20 protein-coding genes are annotated in these 17500 nt (G+C 32.8%); 13 read left to right on the top strand and 7 right to left on the bottom strand.

Going from position 1 to position 17500, the window contains the following annotated elements; all coding sequences use genetic code 11:
* Positions 1-20: 20 nt before the first annotated feature.
* Positions 21-959, top strand: coding sequence for a glycosyltransferase family 2 protein (locus NG806_RS17285; RefSeq protein ID WP_261510894.1), 939 nt, complete (start codon positions 21-23; stop codon positions 957-959).
* A 31-nt stretch (positions 960-990) separates the two neighbouring features.
* Here NG806_RS17285 and NG806_RS17280 read toward each other — a convergent pair whose 3' ends face one another.
* Positions 991-1761, bottom strand: a complete 771-nt coding sequence (locus NG806_RS17280) for a class I SAM-dependent methyltransferase (RefSeq protein ID WP_261510892.1) — start codon at positions 1759-1761, stop codon at positions 991-993.
* A gap of 154 nt (positions 1762-1915) precedes the next feature.
* Here NG806_RS17280 and NG806_RS17275 point away from each other — a divergent pair, with 154 nt between their 5' ends.
* The 5 genes from NG806_RS17275 to NG806_RS17255 all read left to right on the top strand — a co-directional run bounded on the left by NG806_RS17275 (position 1916) and on the right by NG806_RS17255 (position 6698).
* The gene (locus tag NG806_RS17275; RefSeq protein WP_261510890.1) at positions 1916-2455 is read left to right on the top strand and encodes an acyltransferase; all 540 of its coding nucleotides are present in this window, start codon (positions 1916-1918) and stop codon (positions 2453-2455) included.
* A gap of 5 nt (positions 2456-2460) precedes the next feature.
* The gene (locus NG806_RS17270; RefSeq protein ID WP_261510888.1) at positions 2461-3294 is read left to right on the top strand and encodes a glycosyltransferase family 2 protein; all 834 of its coding nucleotides are present in this window, start codon (positions 2461-2463) and stop codon (positions 3292-3294) included.
* 109 nt (positions 3295-3403) lie between these two features.
* On the top strand, positions 3404-4576 hold the full coding sequence (locus NG806_RS17265) for a glycosyltransferase (protein WP_261510886.1): 1173 nt from the start codon (positions 3404-3406) through the stop codon (positions 4574-4576).
* Positions 4577-4623: 47 nt separating this feature from the next.
* A complete protein-coding gene (locus NG806_RS17260) occupies positions 4624-6063 on the top strand; it encodes an AMP-binding protein (RefSeq protein ID WP_261510885.1) in 1440 nt (479 codons plus the stop codon).
* Entirely contained in the window at positions 6060-6698 is a 639-nt protein-coding gene (locus NG806_RS17255) for a GNAT family N-acetyltransferase (RefSeq protein WP_261510883.1), read from the top strand. Before NG806_RS17260 ends, NG806_RS17255 begins: the two co-directional genes overlap by 4 nt.
* On the opposite strand, the gene NG806_RS17250 is transcribed toward NG806_RS17255, so the two are convergent.
* Positions 6695-6925, bottom strand: a complete 231-nt coding sequence (locus NG806_RS17250; protein ID WP_214830723.1) for an acyl carrier protein — start codon at positions 6923-6925, stop codon at positions 6695-6697. The two genes, NG806_RS17255 and NG806_RS17250, sit on opposite strands and share 4 nt — an antisense overlap.
* Before the next feature lie 58 nt (positions 6926-6983).
* On the opposite strand from NG806_RS17250, the gene NG806_RS17245 reads away from it, so the two are divergent.
* The 7 genes from NG806_RS17245 (at position 6984) to NG806_RS17215 (ending at position 13031) form a co-directional block, all read left to right on the top strand.
* Entirely contained in the window at positions 6984-7541 is a 558-nt protein-coding gene (locus NG806_RS17245; protein ID WP_261510880.1) for an acyltransferase, read from the top strand.
* The gene (locus NG806_RS17240; protein WP_261510878.1) at positions 7496-8689 is read left to right on the top strand and encodes a glycosyltransferase; all 1194 of its coding nucleotides are present in this window, start codon (positions 7496-7498) and stop codon (positions 8687-8689) included. The genes NG806_RS17245 and NG806_RS17240 overlap by 46 nt, the downstream gene beginning before the upstream one ends.
* 37 nt (positions 8690-8726) lie before the next feature.
* Positions 8727-9284 carry a serine O-acetyltransferase gene (locus NG806_RS17235; protein ID WP_214830717.1) on the top strand — a complete coding sequence of 186 codons (558 nt, stop codon included), beginning with the start codon at positions 8727-8729 and terminating at the stop codon, positions 9282-9284.
* A 331-nt stretch (positions 9285-9615) separates the two neighbouring features.
* On the top strand, positions 9616-10284 hold the full coding sequence (locus tag NG806_RS17230) for a carbonic anhydrase (RefSeq protein WP_261510876.1): 669 nt from the start codon (positions 9616-9618) through the stop codon (positions 10282-10284).
* A gap of 23 nt (positions 10285-10307) precedes the next feature.
* Positions 10308-10607 carry a hypothetical protein gene (locus tag NG806_RS17225; protein ID WP_214830713.1) on the top strand — a complete coding sequence of 100 codons (300 nt, stop codon included), beginning with the start codon at positions 10308-10310 and terminating at the stop codon, positions 10605-10607.
* A gap of 141 nt (positions 10608-10748) precedes the next feature.
* Positions 10749-12341: a SulP family inorganic anion transporter gene (locus tag NG806_RS17220; protein WP_261510874.1), complete on the top strand. Its 1593-nt coding sequence runs from the start codon at positions 10749-10751 to the stop codon at positions 12339-12341.
* A 54-nt stretch (positions 12342-12395) separates the two neighbouring features.
* On the top strand, positions 12396-13031 hold the full coding sequence (locus NG806_RS17215) for a carbonic anhydrase (RefSeq protein WP_214830709.1): 636 nt from the start codon (positions 12396-12398) through the stop codon (positions 13029-13031).
* Between the two features lie 151 nt (positions 13032-13182).
* Here the strand turns inward: NG806_RS17215 and pth are convergent, their stop codons facing one another.
* The 5 genes from pth to NG806_RS17190 all read right to left on the bottom strand — a co-directional run bounded on the left by pth (position 13183) and on the right by NG806_RS17190 (position 17434).
* Positions 13183-13746, bottom strand: a complete 564-nt coding sequence (gene pth, locus NG806_RS17210) for an aminoacyl-tRNA hydrolase (protein WP_214830707.1) — start codon at positions 13744-13746, stop codon at positions 13183-13185.
* An 86-nt stretch (positions 13747-13832) separates the two neighbouring features.
* The gene (locus NG806_RS17205; protein ID WP_261510871.1) at positions 13833-14759 is read right to left on the bottom strand and encodes a hypothetical protein; all 927 of its coding nucleotides are present in this window, start codon (positions 14757-14759) and stop codon (positions 13833-13835) included.
* Between the two features lie 287 nt (positions 14760-15046).
* A complete protein-coding gene (locus NG806_RS17200; RefSeq protein WP_214830691.1) occupies positions 15047-15790 on the bottom strand; it encodes a hypothetical protein in 744 nt (247 codons plus the stop codon).
* 3 nt (positions 15791-15793) lie between these two features.
* Positions 15794-16609, bottom strand: coding sequence for a hypothetical protein (locus tag NG806_RS17195; RefSeq protein WP_261510869.1), 816 nt, complete (start codon positions 16607-16609; stop codon positions 15794-15796).
* 3 nt (positions 16610-16612) lie between these two features.
* Entirely contained in the window at positions 16613-17434 is an 822-nt protein-coding gene (locus tag NG806_RS17190; RefSeq protein ID WP_214830687.1) for a hypothetical protein, read from the bottom strand.
* Between the last annotated feature and the right edge of the window lie 66 nt (positions 17435-17500).

Here is a 17500-nt window from a genome sequence, read left to right as displayed (position 1 = left end):
TATTTAATTAATTGGCAACCATGAAAATATCTGTCATCATTCCTGTTTATAATGCAGAGAATTACATTTCTCAAGCTGTAGAATCAGCGCTTCAGTTTGATGAAGTATTTGAAATAATTCTCGTGGAGGATAAATCTCCAGATAATGCACTCCTACTTTGTGAAAAACTCGCAGAAAAATACGACAGCGTAAAACTTTATCAACATCCTGATAAACAAAATCATGGTGCCGGAGCTTCCAGAAATCTTGGAATAATGAATGCAACAGGAGATTTCATCGCATTTTTAGATGCAGACGATTATTACCTACCTAATCGTTTTGATGCAGAAAAAGAACTTTTTCAAAATCCTGAGGTAGAAGGTGTGTATGGCGCTATAGGAGTACATTATTGCTCAGAAAAAGCCAAAGAACAATACTACAAAGTTTTTGAAAACCGCCTAACCACAGTATACAAAAAACATGATTCAAAAGAAGTTTTTCCCGGACTTCTTAATATGAAAGGGAGTTTTGGACTTTTCAGCCTTGATGGATTAACGATCAGGAAAAGTTCTCTTTCAAAAGTCAGTCCTTTTTTCAAAACCGGACTTAGACTTCATCAGGATACAGAATTTATTTTCCGTTTATCTTACTACCTTAATCTTTACCCCGGAATACTTGATAACGCTGTTGCAGTAAGAGGAGTCCATGAAAATAATAGAATCACGCAAGTAGATATTGGGAAAATAAAGCCATCTTCTACAAGGATTCTGCTTTGGAGTGAAGTACATAATTGGGCTAAAAGTGAATCTTCAATTCCAGATCATATTAAGAAGCATATTGAAAGAACATACCGAAGCTATCAGATAGCCGAAGCTTCTGTCCCAAAAAAATGGGGAATGATCATGAAATATTTATTTACTGATTATAATAGTATTCGTTCCGGTCTATATAATATTAATTTTAGAAAATATTTACTTTAATTCTTTTGTATTCCATTAAGCGTTAATTCTCTTACTTTATAAAAACGCCTACATACTTACCATCAATTTCTACAATAGTTGTGTCAATATCATTTTTCTCACAAAAATCCTGGTAAGCTGAATTATCCCCGATATCATCACTGATAAATACCCCGCCACTTCTTAAGTGTGTATACAATTGATTATATGCCCAGAACATTCCGTTATAGCTTTTGTCCGAATCATAATGAACCACATCAAAAACTTGATTTTCATTGAATATTTTTGGCAGAGACTCCTTATCTGCAAAGCGAAAAAGTTTCCAGTATTTTTTTAGATCTTCAGGAACTACATATCCTACGTACTGATCTCCATTTTGTCCTAAATAGGGCATATCAGAACTATACAAAGTTCCATTTCTTTTTTCCAGCGACAACAGTGAGGCTAGTGAAGACCACCCATAGGCAACTCCCGTCTCTACTACATTCTTACCTTCAGAAAATTCACAAGCATAATAGATAAGCTCTAATGCTCCCGGACCGCCCATTTTAATGGGACATTCTTTTTCTTTTTGTGCCGCTTTATCCAAAACATCCTTATATTGCGTTTTAAATGTGGAGGCATCAATCCTAAAAAGATTGAAAACAGCTTCTTTCTGCGAAATAGCCTTTGACCGTGCCCAAGAATTCGTTTTTTCTTTTCCTTTGAAGGCATTATTTCTATTCACAGTGTTCTTCAAAATTTTCCTTCCTAATTCGGGATAAAGGTCTGGCCTTTTAAGGTATGCTACAAATGTTTTAAAAACTCTTTTTAATTCACCCATCGTGTTTATTTTGTTACAAAAGTATATTTTTTTTTAGCTACATTTGTTTAAAGCTAAATCTTTTTTAATATAAAAAAAGCAGAAGCTATTATGTTCAAAATGGTTTTATACCTACAGTTTTGCATGAACAGAAAATAAAATTAATTAAAAACACATGCTTTCCAAAATTTTTGAAACACTTCAAAGGAAAAAACAGATTTCCATTTTTCACAAACACCCTAAAGTTATTTTAGGAAATATAAAATTGGGAATTAATAATCATTTTGTGATCTATAAGAATATCAAAAAAATAAACCTTGGAAATGACATCCGTTTTCGTAATTATATTCACATTTTAGTTCAGGATGAAGCAACATTAGAAATAGGAAACAATGTTTTCATGAACAATTTTTGCTCTATTAATTGCCTCGATCACATTTCGATTGGCGAAAATACATTATTTGGCGAAAATGTAAAGTTGTATGATCATAATCATGCTTATCAAAGTTCTCCTGAATTCAAAATATTTCAAAACCAATTTACTAAAGCTCCGATAAAAATCGGGAAAAACTGTTGGTTAGGTAGTAACGTTACAGTATTAAAAGGTGTCAGTATTGGTGATAATTGTATAATTGGTGCGGGCTGTACTATTTATAAAGATATTCCTGCAAATACAACTGTTATGAATAAGCAGGAATTAATTTTCAAATCTTAATTAAAATGAAATTTTCAGTTCTTATTGCACATTATAATAATGCCGATTACTTTAAAGACTGTTACGAAAGTCTTCAACAACAGACCTACACAGACTGGGAAGCAATCATTGTAGATGACTGTTCTAATCAAGCAGAAAAGGAAGCTGTAAGATCTATAATTGAAGGTGACAGCAGATTTATTTTCTTTGAAAATGAGTCCAATCAGGGAGTTGGATATACAAAAAGAAAATGTATTGAATTGGCCAATGGAGAAATCTGTGGATTTGTAGATCCTGATGACGCCATTTTTCCTACAGCAATTGAAAAGTCTATCACGACTTTCCAGAATAAAAAAAATGTCGTTCTTACCTACTCCAGATTTTTAGCCTGCGATGAAAATTTAACTCCTCTTTATCCTTTCAAATCTGCAAAACAAATTCTCAATAACGATCCTTATTTTTTCAATTTCCCAGTTCAGATCGCACACTTTGTGGCATTTAGAAGAGAGGCATATTTAAGAACTGAAGGCATAGACCCTAGTCTTACGAGTGCTGTTGACCAAGATCTATATTTAAAAATACTAGATCTGGGAAGCGCTTACTTTATTAATGAAAACCTATATAAGTATAGACTTCATCCTAATGGTGTTTCTCAAGCAAAATCGAAAGGAAAAGCAAAAGATTCATTTGCAAAAGTTATCTTTAACACCTTAAAAAGAAGAAACATTACTTCTATAAATAAAAAAACAGTCCCTGAAAACTTTCAAAGTCCTCAAGAAATTTTTAACTTACTTGATTATCAGACAAAGAGAATTTATAGACTTAAAATCAAAATATTAACTTTTTTCCAATCAGAATAGAAATCTTCAAAATATTATGGCTACTGCCAGAAATTATCTTTGAGATCTGTTCAATTTATAGAATATACCTAACACTTTTCGACACAAAAAATTATTACAAAAATCCCAAATGCAGGAGAATAAAAAAATAAAAGTTCTTTTCAGACATCGTTCTATGGAAATGGGTGGTGTAGAAAAAGTTGTATTAAGTATGCTTAATAATCTTAACAGGGATAAGTTTGACATGACAATATGTTTAAATATTAACCAGGGAGAACTACGTAATGAATTTCCAAATCATGTCAGGAAAGTATATATAGCTGAGGGTAAAGAAGATTTTTCTAAAAATCCTGTTATTCAAAAGATTCAATTAGCAAAAAGAAGACTTAAACTTGATAAAGCAGCAAAAAATCCAAAGATTGCTGATCAACTGCTAAATGACACCTACGATGTAGAAATTGCAACAGGTTATACAGTTTATAAAACAGTACTAAATTCTACGAACAAGAAATCAAAAAAAATCGCATGGCTTCATTCTGATTTATCGCTAGAAGGTTTTGCTCCCTATCGGGATGAAATCTTCAAAAACATGCAACAGTTCGACTATATTATATATGGTTCACAACAATGCAAGGATATCTTAAGTGAAAAATATCCTGATCTCAAACTTCCACCAGGAGAAGTAATTTTAAATGCGATTCCAATTGAAGAATTAAAGATAAAGGCAAAAGCATTTAATCCTGACTTTGGTACAGCTCCCACCTTTGTCTCTGTTGGAAGATTACATTATAGAAAAGGATACAGAACACTTTTAGAAACCCATAAAAAACTTATTGATGACGGCTTCCATCATCATATTACTGTTATTGGAAATGGGGAAGATTACGATTTGTTATCTAAAAGAATCAAGGAACTGGAGGTACAGAACTCCTTTAAACTACTCGGCACACAAATGAACCCATATCCTTATGTTGCCAATGCAGATTTTTATATTATGCCTTCAGAAAGCGAGGGCTGGCCACTAATTATCGCCGAGACATTAATTCTTCAAAAACCTATATTAGCAACTAACGTTGGTGGAGTTCCGGAAATGATCACCCATAAGGAATCCGGATATTTAACCGATTATTCTGAAGAAGGTTTATATAATGGTATTAAAGAATTTTTAACCAATAAAAATCTGATTGAACATATTCAGGAGAATTTAAAAGATATTGAGAAGCGTTTTGACAATGAGAAAATCTTCAAAAGTGTAGAAAGCATTATTGAAAATCTTTATCAGAATAAAACTCCTACTACATAGTTTCCATAAATTAAGTAAGCAAAAGTATACTACACAAATTTAAAAAGATGAATCCCTTTATTGAAAATTTATACCAATCTTTTCTACAAAATAATACAAAGACCTGTCTACGTATTCAGGATCAAACCCATACTTATGGAGATATTTTAGATTTATCCCATCAAATCAGAATCCAATTACAAAAAGTCGATTCTCAAAATGTAGGAATTTATCTTACAGATGATGTATACATGTATGCCTCAATACTTGCCATTTGGTTTACAGGAAAAACCTATGTTCCGATTCATCCTGAATTTCCTTTTAATAAGAATCTGGATGTGATTCAGCAGGCTGATATTGAAGTAATTTTAAGCTCCATAGAAATAGAGGCGAATTATCAAATTTCTATTATTGACACAAAGGAAGTTTACCCCTTAGAAGCTATTTTACCTGTTGACTCATCCATTCACAACAATGCTTATATTCTTTTCACATCAGGTAGTACCGGAAAGCCCAAAGGAGTTCCCATTCAATTTTCAAACTTATATTATTTTTCTGAATCTTTTCATTCAACTTTTGGAAACTTAAATCCTAATGATCGTGTTTTGCAGATGTTTGAGCTCACTTTTGACTTATCTGTAATGAGCTATCTTATTCCCTGGCTAAATGGAGCTGCAGTTATTGGTCTTCATAAAAAAGAAACTAAATTTTTACAAATTCTCGATTTACTGGAAGCTAATGAAATTACGGTAGCCCTTATGGTTCCAAGCATTTTAAATTTAATTATTCCTTATTTAGATACTGAAGTAAAAAATGAAAGTCTGAGACTCAATTTATTCTGCGGTGAAGCATTATTAACAAAACAAATTAAAGGTTGGAAAGATTTTATTCCTAATGCAAATATCTACAATGTATATGGCCCAACAGAAAACACCATTTTCTGTACTCAATACAAAATAGAAGATCCTATAAAAGAGAAAAATGGTATTATTAGTATTGGAAAATCAATGGTCAATACAACAATGACTTTTTCTGACAACGAAACAAATGAAGGGGAACTATTATTATCAGGAAAATTACTTACACACTCTTATTGGAAGAATGAAGAAAAAACAAATGAGGTTTTTGTTGAAAAAGATAAAGAAATATTCTATAAAACGGGAGACTGGTGCTTAAGGGATATTGAGGGTGATTATTTTTATCTCAACCGAATAGATTTCCAGGCTAAGATAAATGGTTTTAGAGTAGAACTGTCTGAAATTGAATTTTTTTCAAATCAAAAATTGAATAATGCTATTAGTGTTGCTCTCATCTATAAGGATAAAAACAATAATGATCTTCTTATCCTCTTTATTAATGATATGAATGTAGAGGATGAAATAATTATTTCATATTTAAAAGATAACCTTCCTGAATATTGTATTCCTTCAAAAATTGTCAAACTGGAAAAGTTTCCCATCAACACTTCAGGAAAGATAGATAGAAATGAACTAAAAAATAAATTATGATTAGTATAAGAAAAGCGATAAAAGCTGACATCCCTTTGATTATAAAAGGAATTTTAGCTATTGAAACTAATTCAAAATCTTTATCAGATACTTATAGTAATCTATTTGAAACTGATCTCTCAACCACCAAGGAGTATTTAAGTCAATTTTTTTTAGATGAAGAAAATTTCGATACAGAGCTTTCTTTAAATTCTTATATAATAGCAGAAGTTGATGGAAAAGCTGCCGGCTGCTGCGCTCTTATTTTTACAGATAAGAATTATTACCAAAATAAAAGCGAACTATTTCCTATCCATTTAAGAAGCGAGCATTTAAATTCGTTTATTAACAATGTAAAAAATTTACCTGAAACCAAGACATATTCCGAAAACAAGTATCTTATTCAATATGTCTTTGTAGATGACGATTATAGAAATAGAGGCATCGCTGAATATTTATTAAAACATGTCATTTCGCAGATGGAACCTCAAGCCAACGACCTTTATATAGATGTATTGGATAGTAGCCCCCATCTTATAAAGTATTACGCCAAATTTGGTTTTGGAGAATATAAAACTATTAATATCGATACTTCAGATCATAAGATCTATCCTAGTGTTCAAAAGATAATCCTGCGAAAAACATTTACAGATTAATCAAACTTTTCTATTCCTATTGCTTCTGTAAGGTCTCCAATAGTATTAATATTCCTGAAAGATCTTGGATTTAAACTTACCCCAAATTGATTTTCAACCAACTGCATTACCAATACAGCTGATAAAGAGCCATAGCTTTCCAATTCTTTGAAATTAGTATCTGAGGTTATTATAGTTTGTTCGTTAAGTTCCTGTTTAAGCAGTTCACAAAAATGTTCGATCTTCATTGTGTTATAATATTTGGACAGGCAAATTTATAAAATAATTTCTAACTTTGTTTTTACTATGATGATATATAAAATTATTAACAAAATATCTTCCTTAATTCAGGATTTCCAACATTCTGTTTACCTTAAAATATGCATCCATAACGGTTTAAAATTAGGCAAAAATGTTGTGGTAAGAAATCATGTTTCTTTTGGCTCTGAACCATTTCTAGTTGAGATTGGACAAGACACAAGAATCGCTTCTGGAGTAACTTTTGTAACCCATTCCGGAGCTACTACAAATATAAGAAAGCTGAAAGGCTATGAGGAAGTAAGAAATTTTGGATGGATAAAAGTTGGTGAAAATTGTGCTATTGGCAGCAATTCCGTCATATTACAAAATGTGGAAATAGGAAATAATTGTGTTCTTGGTGCCAATTCGGTTCTTTCCGAATCTATGCCGGAACATACTGTCTATGCGGGAAACCCAGCTAAGTATATTTGTGAAGTAGAAGATTATGCTGATGTATTGAAAAAAACGACAGTTGAATATCCTCTTCATTTAGAAAAAAACAGGAAAGAGCTTAATCAATGGCTGAAGTTGAATTTGCCTCAAAAATTCAAAACTACGAAATAGTGCCAAAGAAAAAAATACTTATCCGAATTGGTTCCCTCCGCCATGGAGGTGCAGAAAAGGTATTGGTTACTTTTCTGAAAAACCTATCGCCGGATCGATATGAGATTGATCTTCTTTTAAACTTATATTCCGGGAAATATTTACAGGAAGTTCCAACCTGGATCAATGTAATTTATCTTAACAAGGGAGAAATGATTACAACGAACCGTATCCAGGATATTCCAAAAAAAATCACACGGGTTATTTACCAAAAGCTTCTGAAAAAATTCCCTGATCTTCTGTATAGTGGAAAATTAAAAGGTAAAAAATATGATATTGAGTTTGCTGCTATTCATGGGATGCGTGATGAAATTTTAGACTCCCCTCATACTTCATCTAAAAAGATAGTTTGGATTCATAACGATCTCTCTGAAGTAAAAGGATATAATGATCATGAGATTAGAAAGTTTTTTGGTTTTGATAAGATCCTGGTTATTTCAGAAAAAATTGAAAAACTATTTTATGGCTTAGCTAAAAATGAATCTGAGAAACGAAAAATTGTTAGGATCTATAATCCTTTAGATACTCAGGAAATCCTAACTAAAGCTGAGAAGCCTGTCCAAAAATATAGCTTTGAGGGATCTGTCCCTACTTTTGTCTCGGTAGGAACTGTATTTCCACAAAAAGGCTTTGACAGGCTTTTAAAGGTTCACAAAAAAATCCTTGATGAAGGTTTAGAACATAAAGTTTTAATAATTGGTGATGGTTATGATTTTGAGAATATCAAAAAATTAAAATCTGAACTTAATATTGATAAAACTGCTACTATGTTAGGATTTACAGATAATCCTTATCCTTATTTTAAAAATGCTGATTTTTATATTCTAAGTTCCAGGTATGAAGGTTTTCCAACCGTTCTATTTGAAGCAATCACGTTAAAAAAGAAAATGATCACCACAGAGGTATCTGGAGCAAGAGAAATGTTAAATAACGGAGAGTTGGGCTTAATTGTGGAAAATTCAGAAGACGGAATTTATTTTGGGATGAAACAGGCTTTACTGCATCCTGAGACATTTCTGCATTATTCTGAAAAACTAAATGAGTATAAGATGCCCTTTAATCTTGAAAACTCTGTTAATAAAATAACTGATATTTTAGACGAATTATAATTAACTTTATCATTTACAACTTACACAGACTGCTATTATGCCAGAAAAACACACCACTATTCAAAAAGATTTTTATAGAGAAAATGGAAAATGGCTTTCAAAATTTGAAATCTGGGCAAAATGTGTAAACCCCAACCTTCATTTTATTTATATTCTAAGAAAATCTCAGCAACATCAGAAGAAGTCTGTTCCTGGATTATTCTGGAGATTTGTATTAAGACATCATCAGATTAAATATGGCTTTCAGATCTACCCTGAAACTCAGATTGGAGAAGGCTTTTATCTTGGGCATTGGGGAAGTCTGGTCATCAATCCAAATACAAAAATCGGCAACAATTGTAATATTGCCCAAGGTGTTACTATCGGGCAGCAAAACCGGGGAAAGAACACAGGAATTCCTGTCATTGGAAATGAGGTATGGATTGGCGCCAACGCTGTAATTGTCGGAGGTATAACTATTGGAAACAACGTTTTAATTGCTCCCAACTCATATGTAAATTTCGATGTCCCTTCTAATTCTGTGGTAGTAGGCAATCCGGGGAAAATTTATCCAAGGGAAGATGCTACTGAGGGCTATATCAATAATAAAGTCTAAAAAAGAAGCCCCTATCCGATCCTTATTTTTTCGCTTTTAAGAATATTTTAATTTCCTAACTATTTCATTGTACCTAATTGTTTGTACTTTTATCTTAATTTAAGAACGTTTAAATTATTGACATGAAAAGGATTCAATATAATTTATGGCAGTATTTGACTAATTTTGGGTATTAATGTATGATTTTAAACATATTTTAATATTAAACTTTGTTAAAAGAGATTTACTTTTCGTCAAAAATTATATTTTTGCATGATTATTGATTTAGTCTATTGGATTTGAAAATAATTTAAACGAAATAAATAATTATAAACTTTAAAAAATTTATTTTATGTCCCAATCGTACGAAGTTATTTTCGAGAACAACAAAAAATGGGTAGAATCAAAAATTTCAGAAGACCCACATTATTTTGAAGAATTAGCTAAAACTCAGCATCCTGACTATCTATATATCGGATGTTCAGATAGTAGAGCTACAGCTGAAGAATTAATGGGTGCTAAACCGGGAGAAGTTTTTGTTCACAGAAACATTGCCAATGTAGTTAATACTTTAGATATGAGTTCAACAGCAGTTATTCAATATGCTGTGGAACATTTGAAAGTAAAACACATTATTGTTTGTGGACATTACAATTGCGGTGGTGTAAAAGCAGCGATGACCCCTCAAGACTTAGGATTGCTAAATCCATGGTTGAGAAATATTCGTGATGTTTACAGATTGCATCAAGCTGAACTGGATTCTATTCAAGATGAAGGTAAACGTTATGACAGGTTAGTGGAACTTAATGTTCTCGAGCAGTGTATCAACGTAATTAAAATGGCATGTGTACAGGAAAGATACATCTTAGAAGAGTATCCTGTCGTGCATGGCTGGGTTTTCGACCTTAGAACCGGTAAAATTATTGATTTAGATATTGATTTCGAAAAAGTTTTGAAAGACATTCAGAAAATCTATAATCTTACGGAATCGGATTGGGTTATGAATAGAAAAACAACTTAGTTTTTCAAAAAAAAGAGTGTGAAATGAAATTCTGGAGTATTATTGTATTAACGGTTTTCCTAAACTTTACAGCGTTGCCAAGCATTGCTGTAATTGCAGGTTGGGATCTACTGAGAACCAATATAATAATTAATGAAGAAGAACCACACTCTCATCCTTCTTCTTTTACTGTTTATGAAAAGACACTTCCAAAAACTTTGGATGTTTTTGATTATCTAAAGTTTTTTGAATCTGATCCAAAAGAAAGATCTTTTGTTCTGATAGATGATTCCTTTCACCTATCTCCCCTACTTACTATATTTTCTCCGCCTCCGGAAGCCTAATTTTAAATAACTCCGTAATAAATTATTCATATCAATTTGATATTGAATACACTTGCTTTAAAATTAAAATTCCAATCTTTTATAACTGATTATTCAAGAATAATTCAGTCAGTTATATTATAGTATTTTTCGAAAAGAATCATGAAAAAAACATCATTATTAGGAGGAATCAAGGAGAATTTCCCTTCAGGACTCGTTGTATTTTTAGTGGCACTTCCATTATGTCTGGGAATTGCCTTGGCATCAGGAGCACCACCCTTATCTGGTATTATATCAGGTATTGTAGGTGGTCTAGTTGTAGGCGCTATGAGTAATTCGAATATTTCGGTTTCTGGTCCTGCTGCAGGCTTAACAGCTATTGTTTTAACTGCTATTACTGATCTGGGTGCATTCGAACTATTTCTTTGTGCAGGCATTATTGCAGGTATCATTCAATTGGTTTTAGGATTCATAAGAGCCGGCAGTATCTCGAATTATTTCCCCAACAATGTTATTGAAGGAATGCTAGCTGCAATTGGAATCATCATCATCTTAAAGCAGATCCCGCATGCACTTGGATTTGATAAGGATTATGAAGGCCATGAATCAATCTTTGACAAGGGTTTAAACTTCAATTATTTCACAGAATTGTTTGGAGCAATTCATCCTGGAGCTATCATTGTGACATTAGTTTCTGTTGGGCTCCTTTTACTTTGGGATAAAGTTCCTGTATTGAAAAGAATGAAAATGCTTCCTGGAGCTTTGGTTGCTGTAGTAACAGGTATCTTATTGAATGAGGTCTTCAAAATGACTGGAAGCGCATTGGCTATAAAAACTGAACATTTAGTTTCCCTGCCTGTTCCAAAAACTATTGATGATTTTAAAAACCTTATCATATTACCTGATTTTACCGGGTTCACAAATCCTAAAGTTTGGATTGTTGGAGCAACCATTGCTATTGTAGCCTCCATTGAAACATTGCTATGTATTGAAGCATCAGACAGATTAGATAAACAAAGAAGGATTACTGACACTAATTTAGAGCTAAAAGCACAGGGAATCGGAAACCTTATCAGTTCATTCATTGGTGGACTTCCGATGACTTCTGTTGTTGTAAGAAGTTCTGCAAACGCAAATGCAGGAGCAACATCTAAAGTTTCAGCAATGATTCATGGTGTACTACTTTTGGTTTGTGTGCTTTCTATACCATTTCTATTAAATTTAATACCTTTAGCTACTTTAGCTGCTGTATTAATTTTGGTAGGATATAAATTAGCGAAACCTGCTACTTTTAAACATTTCTGGCATTTAGGAAAATTTCAATTTATTCCATTTGTAGCAACAGTGGCAGCAGTGGTTGCAACGGATTTACTTAAAGGTGTAGGAATTGGTTTAGCTATCTCTGTTTTCTATATCCTGCAGGGAAATATGAAACGTGCTTATTATCTAAGTAGAGAAAAGCTGGATGATGCAGACGAAATTACAATAAAGCTTGCTGAAGAAGTATCCTTTTTGAACAAGGCGGCTATCAAAAAAACACTAAAAAACATAAAGCCAAATTCATCAGTAATTATTGATGCAAGAGGAACTTCTTATATAGCAACAGATGTTTTGGAAATGATTCAGGATTTCGCTAATATCCGGGCGAAAGAAGAAGATATCACTGTGGAACTTTTAGGTTTCAAAACATCATATCGAGATTACGAAAAAGATGAAGATTCTCATATCGTAATTACTCATAAAAGAGCCATGTAAACTCTTTAACATCAATTATTTTTTAACTAAAAATTCAAAAAACAACGAAATTAAATGAAAGCACATACATACGAAACTCAGTCGACGATTACTCCTGAAAAAGCATTAGACTTTTTAAAAGAAGGAAACCAAAGATTTGTAAACAATCTCAAAGCAAACAGGGATCTTCTGGAACAGGTAAATGCCACGCGTGAAGGACAATGGCCTTTTGCAGTGGTTTTAAGCTGTATAGACAGCCGTACATCTGCAGAGCTTATCTTCGATCAGGGACTGGGAGATGTTTTCAGCATCAGAATTGCCGGTAATTTTATCAATCAGGACATTCTTGGCTCAATGGAATTTGGCTGCAATGTTGCAGGCTCTAAGCTCATTGTAGTTTTAGGCCACACTAAATGTGGCGCTTTAAAAGGTGGACTGGATGCTGCACAAATAGAAGGAATGGGAATGGATAACTTAAACTATCTGATCAATCATTTTGACCCGATCATTAATGAAGTGATAGAAGAAAATGAGGAACGTTCTTCAAAGAACAGTTCGCTTTTGGAAAGATTAAATCAGCAGAACGTAAAAAATGCGATCGAGGATATCCGCAAACAGAGTTCAACACTTAAAAATCTTGAAGACCAAGGTAAGATCAAAATCATTGGAGCTAACTATGATGTTGAAACAGGTGTTGTTAGCTGGTTATAAGATATGAAAATTCATATTTCAGCCACCCAAAAAATCAGGTCTATAAAATATGTTTAGATAAATTGATTGGGAATTAATTTTAAATGCATAACAAAAGACCATCGTAAACGATGGTCTTTTTTATTAATTCTTTCTATATCTTAAACGATAATTATTTTGCGTTGAAAGCTGACATTGTATTATTAATTCCGGCAAATACAAATGACAGACATGCTTTAGAAAATTTATCAATTCTCTCCGGAAGCTTCTCTCTCTCCTCTTCATTCCAGGTACCCAGTACATAATCAACCTGCCTGCCTTCTGAAAAATCTGCAGAGATCCCAAAACGAAGTCTGGCATAATTTTGAGTCTGTAACACTTCATTAATATTTTTAAGCCCATTATGCCCTGCATCAGAACCCTTCATTTTCATCCTCAGTGTTCCAAAAGGCAGCACCAAATCATCGGTCACTATCAATACATTTTCAAGAGGAATATTTTCTTTCTGCATCCAGTATTTAACGGCATTCCCGGAAAGATTCATGTAGGTATCCGGCTTTAACACCAGTACTTTTCTTCCTTTATATTTTCCTTCTGCCATCCATCCAAAATTCGTAGTATTAAAAGAAGCATCAAGAGTTTCAGCTATCTTTTCCGCAACTTTAAAACCTATATTATGACGTGTATTTTCATATTCAGGGCCTTTATTTCCCAGACCTACTATTAAATATTTCATTTGAAATTTTTTGCAAAATTAAGAGATAAAAAATAAAAAAACCCAATCCGATAAAGAATTGAGTTTATATATTGTTTATAGAATTATTATAAAGGTTTATAAACATAGTTTATTCCAAATCCTTTTGTTACGTAAGTTTGAGGATCATAATGATAATCTGTACTAAAAATAGCCGGCACTGGAATAGGAGTTGTAAGATCCGTAATTGCCATTCTTTTAGGACTGTTCGGCGAAAGTATCAAACTTCTTCTATCATTGATCTCAGTAGATAAAATAACTGATATTTTATACGCAAACGGAAGAAGTGTATATCCACTAATCTGATTATCAAAATTGGAATAGTCATAGCCAAGCTTAGCAGTAGGCGCACCAAATACACCACCAGCCATAGGCCCATATTGTCTTACAACTTTAGATACGTTATCTCCTAAATATTCATAAGTTGTTTCAGAATAGTTCGTATAATCAAAAGGATTTGCATCCTCACCTGTTCTCATCGTAATCTTCGCCAATTTACTTGTTGTTGGGCTATAGACAAGATCATAAATAGTTTTTGTCTTTCTTAAAACGGTCCAGGGTCCCGGAGGAGTTCCTGGCGGTACGCCCGGAGTTCTGTCATATACAGTTCGTTTCTCAGAAATAGTTGTCAATCTTCCGTTATTACCATAAGTAAACATTTGTGTATATGATGTACTATCCACATCTAAAGTCCCGTCATTATCAGAATCAACAAATCCATTGAAATTAACGTTACTTAAATTGTTTCCACTAAACTGTACATCAGTAACAGAAGCTCCTTTTGTAAGAACTCTGGATAAAAGCAATCCGTTATAATGATATTCTGCAATAGTATCAGCATCTGTAATCTCTCTATATAGTGCTCTTGGTCCTGTTAATCCAGGATTGTTATGCATATCGATAAGTGGGTTACCATCTTCATCAGTCAGATCTTTACAAGAATGAATGGAAGAAAAACCAGCAAACAGTAAAATAAAATAGAAAAGTTGTTTCATTTCCAAGGGGGATTATTTATTTTTCCACAAATATAATTTTTTTTTAAATAAAAAGTATATATTTATTCATATTATAATAAAACTAGCAATTAAATAAAGGCACTATACTGCATTATAAATATATTGATAAAGAATAAGTTTAGTTATAAACACCCATAATAAATCCACGAATCAATCTTTTGATGCCGGTAACTGTAATTTAGGAATTTAATAAAATCTACCCTCATTAAAACATAAAAAAATCTAAAAGAAATATCTTTTAGATTTTTTATTTAATATTATCAAAATTAATACGGTTGTAATACTTGAGTCGTCAATACTGACTGAGCCATATCATCATTTAAGAAAGCAGTATTTACAGCTTTTCCTGTTCCTAAAGTTCCTGCATTAAGGTTTCTCTTTGTACAGGCAGCTTTTACACTGTAATTATTTTTAGGAGTAAGATTTGTGAGGGTTGCATTAAGATTAAAAATCTTATTTGTCCCGTCACCACCTACTAAAACATCCGTTCTTACAGCCTTAAGAGCATTATCAACAAAGATACCACATGCATAACTTATTGATGCATTTGCATTAGTTGTTTTTTGAGTAGTGGTCTGAAAAGTAAATACCACCTTATTCGTTGCATTAGTTATAGAAAAGGTATCAACTGCTCCTGCTAAAACAGTCCATGTCGCATCTAAAGCAACATTTTCAGTATAGGGTGCTGTTGATCCATTAGCCCCTGAAAAAGTTGCACCAACCTTATCAGAAACAGTATTTATAGAAAACAGGGCCATACTTCCTTGCCCGTCGGCAATTTTTATACTTTTCCAGTCATTACTTAATAAATCGGAATTATTGTGAAAAATCTCTCCGGCATTCCCTGCACTACCTTTTACAGCATCGGTTCCGCCTGTTCTTAGTTCCTTATTTACATTTAAATCTCCATTAATATCAAGTGTATTTACAGGGGTCGTTGTATTTATACCCACCTGAGCATTAGATAAACCAATAGCCAATAGTAGTGTTACTAAAAATATTTTTTTCATGATCTAGTTTAAAATTGTGTTAAATACCTGAGGAATCTCATATACATCAACCTTCAAAGAAGATTGAGCAATAAAGCTATCAATGTTAGTTGCTACGTTAATTCCTATTCCTAAAGTTATATTACTTGTATTATAAGATTGTAATCTTGAACAAGCGACACTAACAGTGTGTGTACCTTTCGTAAGATTTTGAGCAATTCCAATTTGGTTATGAGTTAAGAAAGTATTACTTGCACTACTTGCCTTAATATTTCCTTGTCTAAGATTTACCAATTTGTTATCGACAAAAATCCCACAGGCATAGTCAATTGAAGTATCTGTTGTACCACCTGCTGGAAAATTCGTATGAACTACTGTTTCAAACTGAAAATAAGTTTTACTATCTGTACTATTTACCTGAAAAGGTTGTGATAGAGAAGTGATTTTTTTAAAATTCGTAAAAGTACTAAAATCACCTCCTTTTGTAAAGCTTGTGGATCTGGTACTACCAGTAGTAGACTCTTCAGATCCAGTGAAAGTAACTCCAGTTCGATCTGAGAAGGAGTTATTAAATATTAGATAAAATTGATTAGGTTCATATTCAGGGATTCTAAGGGTTTTCCATATTGGAGGATAATTTTCTCCTTGTGAAACTAATATTTGCCCATTAGTTCCCTGAACGAGACTATTGTCTGTTGTATTTAAAACAACCAGTTTTTTACGAAGATTAACATCTCCATTTACATCTAATTTCGCTTTAGGTGTTACTGTTTTTATTCCTATCTGCGCAGAAAGAGATAGCCCTATTGATAAAAATAGGATTGATAATATATTTTTCATGAATTAATTGGCTTTGTAGGTTACATATTCAATAATGTCGATCTTTAGATCTGATTCCAAGGTAAATGCATTGGAAACTGTATTGGTATTCGAGATGTTACGTCCAATCGAAAATTGGCTATTAACATCAGACGTTGTAATTTTCCTACAAGCTACTTCAATTTTCTGAGGCCCTAAAGGAACATTTTGTTCAGTATAATTAAGCGTGAAGATATAATCCTGAAACCCTCCTTTAGCGGTATTATTTGTTGAAGAAACTTTGTCAGGACGAACAGCAACAAGTTTACCTCCTCTAAAAACTCCGCATGTAAAGCTTATATTTTGTGAAGTGGTAGCTGCAGGAGCTTTCATTTCAATTCCTGTCTGAAACTGATAGGTAATTCTGTTTCTTGGATTTTTTACCGTGAAATTGTTTTCAAGACCTTCAATCTTAACCCATTTGCCTTTACCCGTATCCGTAATATCATCTCCCACAGTATTTGTGAAAATGTTATCACCTGCCACACCATTGGATAAAGTGGTAACACCTTTTTGATCCAGTGACAAATACGAATTAATCAGCTTGTACTGTCCTTCTTCCATAAAGGATACATTGATTGATTTCCAAACCGGAGGTAGATTTTCCCCCTGCGAAACTAAAACTTGACCGTTTAGTCCGGCATTTCCTATAAGAGCTGGAGTACCTCCTACTCTTAATTCTTTTCTTAGAGTGGTTTTCCCGTTAACATCGAGAGTCGAATTAGGGACATTTGTGTCAATTCCCACCTGTGCGTGCGCATAAACAGAGCAAAACACTGTTATGCAATAATAGATAGTTTTTTTCATAATAAGCGCCGCAAAGATACATATTTTTAATGTAAAACTCTATTATTTAATTATTTGTACCATAGA

It is taken from the genome of Chryseobacterium paludis, from assembly GCF_025403485.1.
GTDB lineage: Bacteria > Bacteroidota > Bacteroidia > Flavobacteriales > Weeksellaceae > Chryseobacterium > Chryseobacterium paludis.
Note: the sequence above shows the minus strand (reverse complement) of the source record. Positions and strands in the feature narration are given on the sequence as shown.

What these genes read in the sequence shown, in the direction of transcription:
- NG806_RS17285 (WP_261510894.1), top strand. Translation starts at nt 21, where the DNA reads ATGAAAATATCTGTCATCATTCCTGTTTATAATGCAGAGAATTACATT.
- NG806_RS17280 (WP_261510892.1), bottom strand. Translation starts at nt 1,761, where the DNA reads ATGGGTGAATTAAAAAGAGTTTTTAAAACATTTGTAGCATACCTTAAA.
- NG806_RS17275 (WP_261510890.1), top strand. Translation starts at nt 1,916, where the DNA reads ATGCTTTCCAAAATTTTTGAAACACTTCAAAGGAAAAAACAGATTTCC.
- NG806_RS17270 (WP_261510888.1), top strand. Translation starts at nt 2,461, where the DNA reads ATGAAATTTTCAGTTCTTATTGCACATTATAATAATGCCGATTACTTT.
- NG806_RS17265 (WP_261510886.1), top strand. Translation starts at nt 3,404, where the DNA reads ATGCAGGAGAATAAAAAAATAAAAGTTCTTTTCAGACATCGTTCTATG.
- NG806_RS17260 (WP_261510885.1), top strand. Translation starts at nt 4,624, where the DNA reads ATGAATCCCTTTATTGAAAATTTATACCAATCTTTTCTACAAAATAAT.
- NG806_RS17255 (WP_261510883.1), top strand. Translation starts at nt 6,060, where the DNA reads ATGATTAGTATAAGAAAAGCGATAAAAGCTGACATCCCTTTGATTATA.
- NG806_RS17250 (WP_214830723.1), bottom strand. Translation starts at nt 6,925, where the DNA reads ATGAAGATCGAACATTTTTGTGAACTGCTTAAACAGGAACTTAACGAA.
- NG806_RS17245 (WP_261510880.1), top strand. Translation starts at nt 6,984, where the DNA reads ATGATGATATATAAAATTATTAACAAAATATCTTCCTTAATTCAGGAT.
- NG806_RS17240 (WP_261510878.1), top strand. Translation starts at nt 7,496, where the DNA reads ATGGCTGAAGTTGAATTTGCCTCAAAAATTCAAAACTACGAAATAGTG.
- NG806_RS17235 (WP_214830717.1), top strand. Translation starts at nt 8,727, where the DNA reads ATGCCAGAAAAACACACCACTATTCAAAAAGATTTTTATAGAGAAAAT.
- NG806_RS17230 (WP_261510876.1), top strand. Translation starts at nt 9,616, where the DNA reads ATGTCCCAATCGTACGAAGTTATTTTCGAGAACAACAAAAAATGGGTA.
- NG806_RS17225 (WP_214830713.1), top strand. Translation starts at nt 10,308, where the DNA reads ATGAAATTCTGGAGTATTATTGTATTAACGGTTTTCCTAAACTTTACA.
- NG806_RS17220 (WP_261510874.1), top strand. Translation starts at nt 10,749, where the DNA reads ATGAAAAAAACATCATTATTAGGAGGAATCAAGGAGAATTTCCCTTCA.
- NG806_RS17215 (WP_214830709.1), top strand. Translation starts at nt 12,396, where the DNA reads ATGAAAGCACATACATACGAAACTCAGTCGACGATTACTCCTGAAAAA.
- pth (WP_214830707.1), bottom strand. Translation starts at nt 13,746, where the DNA reads ATGAAATATTTAATAGTAGGTCTGGGAAATAAAGGCCCTGAATATGAA.
- NG806_RS17205 (WP_261510871.1), bottom strand. Translation starts at nt 14,759, where the DNA reads ATGAAACAACTTTTCTATTTTATTTTACTGTTTGCTGGTTTTTCTTCC.
- NG806_RS17200 (WP_214830691.1), bottom strand. Translation starts at nt 15,790, where the DNA reads ATGAAAAAAATATTTTTAGTAACACTACTATTGGCTATTGGTTTATCT.
- NG806_RS17195 (WP_261510869.1), bottom strand. Translation starts at nt 16,609, where the DNA reads ATGAAAAATATATTATCAATCCTATTTTTATCAATAGGGCTATCTCTT.
- NG806_RS17190 (WP_214830687.1), bottom strand. Translation starts at nt 17,434, where the DNA reads ATGAAAAAAACTATCTATTATTGCATAACAGTGTTTTGCTCTGTTTAT.